Consider the following 11,556-nt stretch of genomic DNA (forward strand, 5'->3'; position numbering starts at 1 on the left):
GGTGCTCCTCAGATCTGCAAGTGGTGTGGTCGGTGAGTCACGCGACGGCGCGCAGTGCCTCGACGGGGCTGAGTCGGGCCGCGCGCCACGAGGCGAAGGCGCCGGCGAGCAAGCCGCCGAGCAGGCTGACGCCGAGCGCGGCGAGCACGACCCAGAGGGTGACGGGTGCGTGCAACACGATGTCTGCCGTGCTTGAGGCGTTCTGGCCGAACCCCCCGCCACCGAATCCGCCCATGGCGCCTGCGGCATCGCTGCTCGAAGTGCTCCCCGCAGCGTCCGATCCGGGCATGCCGCCGCCCTGCATGCCGCCACCCTGCATGCCGCCGCCGGTGCCGGGGCCACCAGCCGTGCCCGAAGCCGTCGTCGATGCCTGCAAGGTCGGCGAGATGAGGTTGATGATCCCGATCGCTCCCAGGCCGAGCACGAGTCCCGCTGCGCCGCCGATGAGGGCCTGGATGCCCGATTCTCCGGCGAGCTGGCCGATGATGCGTCCGTTCGACCAGCCGATGGCCTTCAGCGTGCCGAACTCGCGAGTGCGTCGTGCGACGCCGGCACCGGTGAGCAGCACCGCAATCGCCAGGGCGACGGCCAGCACGATCATCGAGAGCCACGTGCCGAGGCTGCTGATCAGTGATGACGCGCTCGCCAGCGAACCTGAAACCTGTGCGGCAAGGTCAGCTTGCGAATTCACCGTCGCGCCGGGCAGGGCGCTCTCAATCTCTGCCTTCACGCCGTCGATCGACGAGGAGTCATTCGCAACGACGTACACCGTCGACACGACGTCATCGGAGTCGGAGAGTGTACGGGCGGTGCCGAGCGGCAGGAAGACGTTGGCCGCGGCATCGGCGTCGGTGCTGGTCGATGCGAGTACGCCGACAATCTCGACGGAGTCCGAACCGACTTCCAGAGTGTCGCCGACTGCGAGATCCTGGGCGGTCGCGTAGCTCGCGTCGACGACGGCGACGAGTGCGTCGGCGTCATCCGCGGTGAGTGCGCGCCCATCGGTGATTTCGGTCGCCGAGAGGGGCCCCACATCGGTGGCCGCGGGATCGACGCCGAGCACGCTGAAGCTGTCGACGCCGAACGATCCGCCGCCGAAGCCGCCGCCGCCTCCGCCGAAGCCGCCGGGTGCGCTCCCCGCTGCATCGCCGGTCGCGGCTGCACCGGCAGCCGGGTCACTCGTCTGCGACATGTCGGGGAGTTCTCCCGAGAACGAGGTGTTGGTCAGGCTGAGCGTGCCTGTCGCGGCGGCGACGTCGTCGAGTTCGGCGATGGTGCTCACCGCCGAGGCATCCAGCGTGCCGCGACCCGGCTGCGTCATGAGGTTCGACTGCGTCACCCGCGTCGTGCCTTCGTCATCGGTGTCTCCCGACTCGGAGCCGAAGTCGAAGCGCGGACCGCCGCCGCCCTGACCGGGCTCCGCAGCTGCCCCTGTGACGGTGAGATCGGTGCCCACGCCGGTCACCCCCTCGAGCGCTTGCGTCTGCGCCTGCTTGATGCCGGTCGAGAGAGATGACACGACGATCACGAGTGCGATCGCGATGGCGAGGCCGACGGCGACGACGATCGTTTGACGGCGTCGGCCGAGCAGCTCGCTGCGGAGCATGGTCCAATACATGGAGGTCCTTTCAGTTGCTGCTGCGAGTCTCGCGGCTGTCAGACTCCCGCGCGTCACCCCGTCGGGTGCACCTGGGTACTGCATCTGCGGTACGCGGATCTGCCGCGTCGGGTGGATGCTTCCCATAGGAACCACGGGCACACTGGTGCTCGTGTCGGTTCTCCCTGTCTCCTCTGCGCCTGCCTCGCACGATGCTCGGGCGCTCCGTGGCGGTGATGCGAACTGGCGGATCGAGGTGATCGTCGTCGGTGTGGTCGTGGTCGCCGGGGTGCTCTCCGCACTCCCCGCGCTCCGCGGGTTCGCCGGGAGCACTGGGTTCTTCGGCTTCCCCGGTTCCCCGGGAACTGCAGGGTCGCCGACCGGATTCGGTCCACCTGGGGGCGGTCGGGCGATCGAAGTTCCGGTGTGGTGGGATCTCGCGCTGGTTGCGCTGATCGTCGTGTCGGCAGGAATTCTCGCGTTGCGACTCCGCTGGCCCGTGTTCGTGCTCGGTGCCGCACTGATCCTGTTCTTCCTTGCCAGTGGGCTTGGCTGGCCGACGCTCGGCCCCATGCTCGCGCTCGCGATCGCCGCCTACAGTCTTGCCTCGCACTCGGAGCGGATCGTGACGGCGGTCACGGTCGGCGTGAGCGCGGCATGGATCCTCGTCATCAGTTTCGCGGTGACAGACTGGCAATCGTCGGATCCTCGGCTGTTGCAGGCGGCCGCCGCCGCAGCGATCGCCGGCGCGCTCGGCGACAGTGCGCGGTCGCGCCGCGAACTGTTCGAAGCCGCAACGGAACGCGCACGGCGCGCGGAGGAGACCCGTGAAGCCGAAGCGTCGCGTCGCGTCTCCGAAGAACGGCTCAGAATCGCGCGTGACCTGCACGACACGGTGGCCCACCAGATCTCGGTCATCAGCCTGAACGCCGGCGTCGCATCGAGCGCACTCCGCACCCGACCGGAGCGCGCAGAGTCGGCGCTGGGCACGATCCGCAGTTCAGCGCGCGGAGCGCTCTCAGAAATCGGCGAGTTGCTCAGGCATCTTCGGTCAGAGGAGATCGCAGCGTCGGGTGAAGCGGCTGACCGTGCCATCGAGGCAATTCCGGACGCACCGCAACCCGGGATCGCGCGTATCCCGGCGCTCGTGAGCGACCTTCGGGCCGGCGGCCTCGAGGTGCACTCGGCGATCACCGGTGCAGCATCGTCGGTACCGGATGCGGTCGGAGTGGCCACCTATCGGATCGTGCAGGAGGGGCTCGCGAACGCGCAGAAGCACGGCGCAGATGGGCCGGTCGAGTGCTCCATCGACATCTCCGCATCGCATGTATCGGTGCGCATTGCGAACGCGGTGCCCACAGAACCGCGCCGAGACGCACACCGCGCCCCCGCATGGAGCGGTTACGGACTCGTCGGCATTCGCGAGCGCGCAGCGGCGCTCGGTGGCAGCGTCTCAGCGGGTCCCGTCAATGGCGCGAGTGCTGACGACGTCGGGGGCGCGCGCTATGTGCTCGAGGTGCGTCTCCCGGTGGAAGCGGCACGCGTATGACCGCAAGCCGGAACATTCGCGTCCTCGTGGTCGATGACCAGATGTTGATTCGTCAGGCCGTGAGCGACATTCTCGACGGGCACCTCGATATCGCGGTGGTGGGCGTGGCTGCCAACGGGGCCGAAGCGGTAGAACGCACGGCGGTCCTGCGCCCCGATGTCGTGCTCATGGATATTCGAATGCCCGTCGTCGATGGGATCGCCGCGACCGAGCAGATTTGCGCAGACCAGTTGAACGCGGCGACGCACGTGCTGGTGCTGACCACCTTTGAGGAAGATGCTTACGTGGTCGCTGCACTTCGCGCCGGTGCGAGCGGGTTCATCGGCAAAGGGTCGGAGCCCGATGACATCGTGCGCGCGGTTCGTTCGGTGCACGCGGGGGAAGCGCTGCTCTCACCGGTTGCGACGCGAAGCCTCATCACGCGGTACGTGATGCCCGCGGTACCGCGCGCCGAAGTTGCGGCAGCCCCCGAACTCGCGCTGCTCACGGAGCGCGAACGGGAGGTGCTGCTGCTTGTTGCGCGCGGTCGCTCGAACCAGGAGATTGCCACGTCGCTGGTCATCTCGCCGCACACGGCGAAGACGCACGTCAACCGCATCATGTCGAAAGTGCACGCTCACGACCGCGCGCAGCTCGTCATTCTCGCGTACGAGACCGGACTACTGAGCCCGGGAGTCTAGGCGAACGGTCGGCGGGGCTGCGGGTCGAACACATGGCCGACGACATCTGGCCGTGGAGCACCTCGACCCGAGCGAAAGGCCGACACCGTCGGGTCGTCCGGAATCCAGAATCGCCACGGGAACTCGGGCCCGCCCGCCGCACCGGCAACACCGACTCGTGGCCCGTGCGCGATGCGAGGCGCCAGGGATTCGGGGAGTACCAGGCTGAACGGCGCCGCGAACAGCGAGTGTCCGTCGTGCACGTCGCGGCGGATGCCGAGTGCCTGGGCAACATTGCCAGGGCCCCGCGCGAGCTGCCGGGGCTGAAGTGTCGCTTCAGGTCGACGGGCACTGCGCCGTCTCCGCGCCAGATCGGCGCCCGCCCGTACTTCGCCGGCGCGCAGCAGCACCCCGGAAGCCGTGCCCTCGGGCGAGCACACGACATTAATCGCGAAGTGCATGCCGTAGGAGAAGTAGACGTAGGCATGGCCGGGCGGGCCGAACATCGATGCGTTGCGGTCAGTCTTGCCGTTTCGTGCGTGCGACCCGAGGTCTGGTGGGCCCGGCGATCCGACACCGTGGTATGCCTCGACCTCGGTGACGCGGAGCGAGACTGCGCCCTCGGGCGCATCGACCGTCAGGAGCGCGTCGAGCAGCATCGGCGCAACCTCGAGCGCCGGTCGTGAGAAATCATCAGGGGTCATCGCCCACCATTGTGGCAAACTGCGTCGTGTGCAGGGACGCGAATCGTACGCTGCTGGCGATCAGCCTGCGAATTCGAGGCTTCTGCTCGACCTCGACGCATAGCATGGGGCCAACGCCGCACCCGCAGCGTTGAACCGCTCCGTTGAACAGTACTGCCCGGAGGTCTCCGTGTCCCAGTTTCCGATGCCGTTCCCGTCTCCCCGTGACGCAGGCGCTTCGGGCGAGCCCGGACGCCGCTTTCCGAAAGCAACGGTGATCACCATCGGCGTGGTCGTTGCGCTGATCGGCGTCGGCCTCGTGGTGTGGCCGTTCTTCTCGGCGAGCTGGATTCTGGTCGTGCTTTTCGGCACGGCGCTCATCGTCAACGGCATCGCCGTGCTGGTGCGCGGTCGTGGGTCGATCACCGCAGGAATCGGTGGCGCACTGCTGATCGTCGCGGGACTGATCGCGATGGCATTCACCGGGGCGACGGCTCGCGCGCTCGTGAGTTTCGCCGGCTTCGGGCTCATCACGATCGGGGCTCTGTGGCTCGCGGTCGGCATGCGATTCGCGAGGGTGCGACCCGGTGTGGCGATCGTGCCCGGCGCCGTGCTGGTGGTCGCGGGCGTGCTCGCCCTGGTCTGGCCAGGGGTCGCGCTCGCGATCGCCGCGGTTGTGGGCGGCATCGTTCTCGTGCTCATCGGCATCGCGATTGCCTGGGGCGCGACGCGGGCTCGGCCCGGCGTCGGCCCTGACGACGCATCGCGCACGACGATCATCATCTGAATCGACGCTGCAACCGGCCTACTCGCGCATCGATGCCGGCGACGGGCGACGGCGGATCGCCAGCACGGCAGTCACCAGGCCCAGTGCCGCACCCGCGCCGATTCCGACCGCCATCGCGCGGGCGGAGCCCAGCGCACCCGGGCCGCCCGCCGCGACGAGCACGCCGACCACCGCTGAAGACACCGCGTTCGCGATGAGCTGGGTCGTGCTCACACCGGCGGCGGCTTTCGCGCCCTCGACAGGATCGTCCGTGCTGCGCATCGCGGCGACGCTCAAATGCGGGAATGCCATGCCGATGCCGCAGCCGGCCGCGAACAGCGCGATCGCCCAAGCTGCCACGCGCCACGCGTCTGCGTCTGCGGTCACCAATGCCGCATAGGTGCCGAGACCGACTGCGAGGAGCGCCGGCCCCAGTACGATGACGGTGCTTCGGCTGCGGTTCGAGGTGAGATTCACGCTGCTGAGCTGCGCAACGGTCCAACCCACGGAGAGCGCCGCACCGAGAAAACCGGCGGTGATGGGGGAGAGCCCCGCCAACTGCTGCCCGAAGAGCGGAATGAATGCTTCGGTCATCGCTCCGGCGCTCAACAGGCCCAGGGTCAGGTACACCCACTTCAGTGGGTTGCCGGAACGATACGTCGACTGGGGGAGTACGGTTGCCGCTGCCCGGCGCTCGCGAATCACGAATGCGACGAGCAGTGCAGCTGCGACGACGAGGCCGACGACCGTGCTCGCGCCACGAGGGAGGACCGCGGTCACACTGAATGCGGCGGCGGCCAGCGCGAGCAAGACGAGCGCGAACACCGGCACGGGCGGTACGAAGGCGCTTTCGTGTCCTGCGGTGTGCGCACCCGGTACGGCGCGCCGCGACACCCAAGCGAGCACGAGCGCGATCACGGCGAGCAGTACGAAGGCGCCGCGCCACCAGCCCAGCTGTGCGAAGACCCCGCCGAGTGTCGGGCCGAGCAGATTGCCGACGCCCCACATTGCGGAGACGAGCCCGGCCGCGCGCGTCCAGAGCCGATCAGGGAGGGCGGAGCGAATGACCGCGTAGCCGAGGCCGGCGAGCAGGCCACCGCCGAGGCCCTGCACAGCGCGGCCGATCAGGAGGACCTCCATGCCGGGCGATGCGGCGTTCACGAGCGTGCCGGCAGCGAACACGAGAAACGCCGCGACGTAGGCGACGGCTGGCCCGAATCGCGCAATAGTGCGCGTGACGAGCATCGACGTGATCACCGACGCGGTGAGAAACGCGGTTGCCGCCCAGGCAAAGTACTGGGCTCCGCCGAACTCCTCGACGGCTGAGGGAAGCAGCGCTGCGGTCACGTACACGTTCGTCGCGTACATCGCGACGCCACCGGCGAGCACGAGTGCGGCCGGCAGATATTGCGGGCTGAAGAGCTCGCCCCAGCTTCCTGGTGCGGGGGTGCGGCGCGCCTCGGTTCGCTGGGTGTCTGAAGCGATCGGGATCTCTGAGGTGTCAAGTGGCATGATAGCTACGGTAAAACCTCAAGTTACGTTGAGGTCAAGTGGAGAGGAGTTGGCCGTGTCGCGAGCGCCCACTGACCTGCTTACCGTCGGTGAAGTTGCCCGACGCACCGGCGTCGCGGTGTCTGCACTCCACTTCTACGAGCGCGAGGGCCTCATCGCCAGTACGCGCACCGCGGGCAATCAGCGTCGGTATGCGCGACACGTGCTCCGCCGAGTCTCGATCATTCGCCTCGCCGCGCGCATGGGCATCCCGCTCTCGGAGGTGGCGGCTGAGTTCGCTCGGTTGCCCGACGATCGAATGCCGAGCAAGCGCGACTGGGAGCGCATCAGCGCGCACTGGCGCGGCCGCCTCGAAGCCCGTCGGCGCGAGATCGAACGGATGGAACGCGAGCTCACCGGCTGCATCGGCTGCGGATGTCTCTCATTGCGGACGTGCCGCGTATTCAACCCCGAGGATGCGCTCGGGGCTGAGGGAGCGGGGCCGCGCTTGCTGCCGGAGATCGACCCCGAGTGAACGGGCTTATCGGGCGTCGGTGATCCGATGCTCGTCGACCGTGCCCGCGATGCTGCTCCCGTTGAGGTCGAGGTACACCTGACCCTCGGTGCGCGACACGGTGAGGGTGTTGCGACGCGCCAGTGCTGCGACGGTGCCGTCGACGAGCGCGGAATCGACGGCGAAGAGGACAATATCGTCGGCTCGGTGAATCGTCTTGCCCGACCACGCCGCGAGTACTTTCGCCGGATCGCGATGCGTGTAGACGACGGCTCGCTCGGCGAGCTTGCTCCCGGAATGCACTCGCGCCGCATCGGGTGCACCGACCTCGATCCAGGCGGTCATCGCGCCGGTGAGGTCGCGGACGAGCACGGCGGGCTCGTCGGTCGTGGACACGCCACCACCGAAAGCGATGCCCTCGACGTACTCGAGGCAGTACGCCAAAATGCGCGTCACCATGAACGCCTCGGTCTCGGAGGGGTGCTTCGCGACCCGAAGCGTGAACTGCTCGTACACGCCGCGGTCCACGTCGGCCAGGTCCACCTCGAAAGTGTGCATCGTCGATCCGATCGCCATAACTCTCAAGTCTACGGGCTCGCCGTGGCGAGCATTTTGGCAGCAGGCTCCCATGTATCGCTCAGCATGTCGGATTATGTTGCTGAGTATCGTTCGAACGAGTATCGGAGGCGGTCATGCATCAGTCATTCGGAAGTTTCGGATTCACCCCGGGAGCTGCCGGGGAGTCGCTCTGGGAGGCGGTAGACCAGTTGCGCAGCGGGTTCGAGAAGCGCGCCGGTTCTCGAGTCGCTCGCGGAGACGTGCGTGCTGCAGTGCTGTCGCTGCTCGCCGAGGAGCCGATGCACGGCTACCAGATCATTCGTGAGATCGAGCAGCGCAGTGGCGGATCATGGAAGCCGAGCGCCGGTTCCGTGTACCCGACGCTGCAGCTCCTCGCCGACGAGGGCTTGATCACGGCCGAGGAGTCGAACGGGCGCAAAACGTACGCCCTCACCGATGCCGGGCGCGATGCCGTCGCCGAGGGCGAGGGTGAAGCGCCCTGGAAGACCGCTGTCTCCGGCGACTCGCCGAAACGTCACGGCGCGCTTGCGCAGGCTGGCTTCGATCTCGCGCAGGCTGCGGCCCAGGTCGGTCGCACCGGGACTCCGGAGCAGGTGACCGAGGCGGTTGATGTGCTCGAGCGCGCACGCCGGGAGCTGTACGGCATCTTGGCGCAGGACTAAGGGGTGTCGGTCGAAAGACCGCTCGAGTCGCGCTCGGGCTCTGCAGCGGTCTCCGAGATCGACCGGGCCCGGTACCGCCGAATACTGCGATTCGCATCGCGGCACCTCGTGGTGGCGTGGTGGTTCGAACTGGTGCTGCCGCGGTTCGGTCTCGGGTTCATCGCGGAGCGCACGCGATCGCGGCGCATGCAGCGGTTCGCGCGATCGTTTCACGGGTTCGCGATTGAGCTCCGCGGTCTCATGATCAAGGTTGGGCAGTTCATGTCGTCGCGGCTCGACGTGCTGCCTCCGGAGGTGACGGCCGAGCTCGAAGGTCTGCAAGACGAAGTTCCGGCGGAGTCGTTCGCCGATATTACGCGTCTCGCGGAACACGAGCTCGGGGTCTCGCTCGGTTCGGTGTTTACCGAGATCGACCCGGCGCCCGTCGCTGCGGCTTCACTGGGCCAGGCGCACCGCGCAGTGCTCAGTGGCGCACTCGCGGCCGATGCCGGGTTCGAGCGCGCGGTGCTCAAAGTGCAGCGGCCCGGCATTGACGGAGTAGTCGCGGTCGACCTGGCAGCGCTGCGACGGGTGGGGCGCTGGCTGAGTCATGTGCGGCTCGTCTCGCGACGCGTCGACATGCCCGCGCTCGTTGAAGAGTTCGCGGCAACAAGTCTCGAAGAGATCGACTATGTGCACGAGGCCGCGAATGCGGAACGCTTCCGCGAGTACTTCGCGGACGACCCCGGAGTGGGCGTGCCCGAGATCGTCTGGGAGCGCAGCAGTACGCGGGTGCTCACGCTCGAAGACGTCACCGCGATCAAGATCACTGACGTCGACGCGCTGCGCGCTGCCGGCATCGACCCCCATGAGGTCGCGCTGCGCTTCGCGCGCGTCATGTTCGATCAACTCTTCACCCACGGCTTCTTCCACGCCGACCCGCACCCCGGCAACGTCTTCGTCACGCCGACCGATGGCGACTGGCGGCTCACGTTCATCGACTTCGGCATGATGGGGGAGGTTCCGTCAGGCACGCGCTCCGCTCTGCGGTCGCTGCTCGTCGCCGCGGCCTCGCGCGACGGGCGCGGTTTGGTCAATGCCATGCAAGAGGTCGGTGTGCTGCTGCCTAGCGCGGATACCGCCGAGCTCGAGCGGGCGATGACGCAGCTCTTCGCCCGTTTCGGCGGCATGGGTTTTGCGGAGCTCCGCGACGTCGACCCGCGCGAGTTTCGCGACTTCGGCCGCCAGTTCAGCGATGTCATTCGCACCCTCCCGTTCCAGCTCCCCGAAAACTTCTTGCTGATCGTTCGTGCGATCTCGTTGACGTCAGGCGTCTGCAGCGCGCTTGACCCGCGCTTCAACCTGTGGGACGCCGTCGAACCCTACGCACAACAACTCATTCGCGAGGAGCGCGGCAACCTCGTTCGCGACTTCGCGGGGCGGGCGCTGCGGACGATGCAGGCCGCTGCACGTGCGCCCGGGCGGCTCGACGCGATCCTGAGCCGCATCGACGATGACGATCTCGAGGTGCGCCTGCCCCGTCTCGAGCGGCGTCTGCAGCGGCTCGAAACCGCGCAGCGTCGGATCATCGCCGCGGTCACCGGCACCGGCCTGCTGATTGCCGGTGCCGTGGTGGTCAGCGCAGTGCCAGTGCTCGGTACCGTGCTCATGATCGCGGCGGCGGTGCCGTTCATCGCCGTGTTGGTGGGATTCTTGCGGCGCTGATGTGCGGCTCTGCAAATCCGGGAGTAGGGCGTGCGGGGCTTGAACCCGCGACCGACGGATTATGAGTTTGGAGCCCCGTCGAGATTCTTTCCGAATGGCGAGATGCGCGAGATTCACGCTCGCTCGCAGCGGTGTGACACTTCCGAACGACGCCAAGCTCCTGCAGGAGTACCGGCTGCATCTACTTCGCCAAGGCCGATCACCTGGGACGCGCGAACAGCGCCTCGGCGACATGCGGCGCTTGCTCGCGGCGATCGGCCCCGCAGATGCGATCAGCCGGCAGAATCTCGAAACCTTCATTGATGAGTGCACGGAGCATTGGTCCGCGGCGTACCGCAAGAAGGTGTACGCGTCGTATCGGATCTTCTTCTACTGGGCTCGTAAGCGACAGCTCATTCAGAACAACCCGGCGAAGCACCTAGCTGTAGTAAGAGTTCCCAGGTGTCTCCCGCGGCCGGCACCCGAAGAGGTCGTGATCGAAGCGTTCGACGGCGCCCCTTTGATCGAGTCCGCCATGCTGAGCCTGGCCGCAGCGCAAGGGCTACGCCGTGCGGAGATCGCGAGCGCTCACCCGATGAACCGTGACGGAGACCTGCTGCGGGTGACCGGTAAAGGTTCCAAAGAGCGCGTGGTTCCGCTCGACGCTCTAACGCTAAGTCTGCTCGAGCAGATTGAAGCGATTCAGGGACGTCAAGAGTTCTACTTCCGAGGCCGGTTCGGTGGACACCTGCACCCCGCCACCGTGTACAAGTGGTTGAAGCGGTACCTCGGCGATGATTGGAGCACCCATAGTCTGCGTCACCGGGCCGCGAGTCTTGGGCTGCGGGTGACGGTTGATCTTCGGGGTGTGCAGGAACTGTTGGGCCATGCGTCGCTGGCGACAGCTCAGGTGTACAAGCTCGTGGACACGCATCAGCTCGCTGCGATTGTCGAGGCGACATCGTTGCAACAAAAAGTGATCGAGCATCGGCTCAACAAGGTGCTCTTGAAATCTCCAACGCAGGGAGTCCAAACCGAGGATGTCCTTGCGGCGATGAGTGTGCTCGCGACACATTTGCGCGACATTGATCGCGACGCGACACTTGCAGCTTGAGGCCCCGGCTGGAGCAGTCGGCGGCAGATTGAGGAGAGACGCGACATCGTTGACAGCTCGATAGATGTCGCGAGTCGCGCGTAATGGGGACATGTCGCGAGTCGATGTCGCGACATTCGGCGTGTCGCTCGATGTGTCGCCGGGGGAGTGGCGATCGTTGTCGTTGTCGTTGTCGTTGTCGTTGTCGTTGTCGTTGTCGTTGTCGTTGTCGTTGTCGTTGTCGTTGTCGTTGTCGTTGTCGTTGTCGTTGTCGTTGTCG

General features: G+C 67.0%; 11 protein-coding genes. 7 read left to right on the forward strand and 4 right to left on the reverse strand.

Features of this window, described 5'->3' with window-relative positions:
- Positions 1-37: 37 nt before the first annotated feature.
- Positions 38-1,618 carry an ABC transporter permease gene (locus AMS67_RS16590; RefSeq protein WP_053388303.1) on the reverse strand — a complete coding sequence of 527 codons (1,581 nt, stop codon included), beginning with the start codon at positions 1,616-1,618 and terminating at the stop codon, positions 38-40.
- A 151-nt stretch (positions 1,619-1,769) separates the two neighbouring features.
- Here AMS67_RS16590 and AMS67_RS16595 point away from each other — a divergent pair, with 151 nt between their 5' ends.
- Both AMS67_RS16595 and AMS67_RS16600 read left to right on the forward strand, forming a co-directional pair.
- The gene (locus AMS67_RS16595; protein WP_162230868.1) at positions 1,770-3,146 is read left to right on the forward strand and encodes a sensor histidine kinase; all 1,377 of its coding nucleotides are present in this window, start codon (positions 1,770-1,772) and stop codon (positions 3,144-3,146) included.
- Positions 3,143-3,826 carry a response regulator transcription factor gene (locus tag AMS67_RS16600; protein WP_053388305.1) on the forward strand — a complete coding sequence of 228 codons (684 nt, stop codon included), beginning with the start codon at positions 3,143-3,145 and terminating at the stop codon, positions 3,824-3,826. The genes AMS67_RS16595 and AMS67_RS16600 overlap by 4 nt, the downstream gene beginning before the upstream one ends.
- Here the strand turns inward: AMS67_RS16600 and AMS67_RS16605 are convergent.
- Positions 3,823-4,509: a DNA-3-methyladenine glycosylase gene (locus tag AMS67_RS16605; RefSeq protein ID WP_053388306.1), complete on the reverse strand. Its 687-nt coding sequence runs from the start codon at positions 4,507-4,509 to the stop codon at positions 3,823-3,825. The genes AMS67_RS16600 and AMS67_RS16605 overlap by 4 nt on opposite strands.
- 169 nt (positions 4,510-4,678) lie before the next feature.
- Between AMS67_RS16605 and AMS67_RS16610 the strand changes: the two genes are divergently transcribed.
- Positions 4,679-5,275 carry a DUF308 domain-containing protein gene (locus AMS67_RS16610; RefSeq protein ID WP_241488126.1) on the forward strand — a complete coding sequence of 199 codons (597 nt, stop codon included), beginning with the start codon at positions 4,679-4,681 and terminating at the stop codon, positions 5,273-5,275.
- Positions 5,276-5,293: 18 nt separating this feature from the next.
- Here the strand turns inward: AMS67_RS16610 and AMS67_RS16615 are convergent, their stop codons facing one another.
- The gene (locus tag AMS67_RS16615) at positions 5,294-6,766 is read right to left on the reverse strand and encodes an MFS transporter (RefSeq protein ID WP_082305575.1); all 1,473 of its coding nucleotides are present in this window, start codon (positions 6,764-6,766) and stop codon (positions 5,294-5,296) included.
- A 55-nt stretch (positions 6,767-6,821) separates the two neighbouring features.
- Between AMS67_RS16615 and soxR the strand changes: the two genes are divergently transcribed.
- Positions 6,822-7,280, forward strand: a complete 459-nt coding sequence (soxR, locus tag AMS67_RS16620; protein ID WP_053388308.1) for a redox-sensitive transcriptional activator SoxR — start codon at positions 6,822-6,824, stop codon at positions 7,278-7,280.
- A gap of 6 nt (positions 7,281-7,286) precedes the next feature.
- Here the strand turns inward: soxR and AMS67_RS16625 are convergent, their stop codons facing one another.
- Positions 7,287-7,835 carry a YaeQ family protein gene (locus AMS67_RS16625; RefSeq protein ID WP_053388309.1) on the reverse strand — a complete coding sequence of 183 codons (549 nt, stop codon included), beginning with the start codon at positions 7,833-7,835 and terminating at the stop codon, positions 7,287-7,289.
- A 116-nt stretch (positions 7,836-7,951) separates the two neighbouring features.
- On the opposite strand from AMS67_RS16625, the gene AMS67_RS16630 reads away from it, so the two are divergent.
- The 3 genes from AMS67_RS16630 to AMS67_RS16640 all read left to right on the forward strand — a co-directional run bounded on the left by AMS67_RS16630 (position 7,952) and on the right by AMS67_RS16640 (position 11,297).
- Entirely contained in the window at positions 7,952-8,500 is a 549-nt protein-coding gene (locus tag AMS67_RS16630; RefSeq protein WP_053388310.1) for a PadR family transcriptional regulator, read from the forward strand.
- A 3-nt stretch (positions 8,501-8,503) separates the two neighbouring features.
- On the forward strand, positions 8,504-10,204 hold the full coding sequence (locus AMS67_RS16635; protein ID WP_053388311.1) for an ABC1 kinase family protein: 1,701 nt from the start codon (positions 8,504-8,506) through the stop codon (positions 10,202-10,204).
- A 241-nt stretch (positions 10,205-10,445) separates the two neighbouring features.
- A complete protein-coding gene (locus AMS67_RS16640) occupies positions 10,446-11,297 on the forward strand; it encodes a tyrosine-type recombinase/integrase (protein ID WP_162230869.1) in 852 nt (283 codons plus the stop codon).
- Positions 11,298-11,556: the final 259 nt, after the last annotated feature.

The organism is Leucobacter japonicus (assembly GCF_001273855.1).
Classification (GTDB): Bacteria; Actinomycetota; Actinomycetes; order Actinomycetales; family Microbacteriaceae; genus Leucobacter; species Leucobacter japonicus.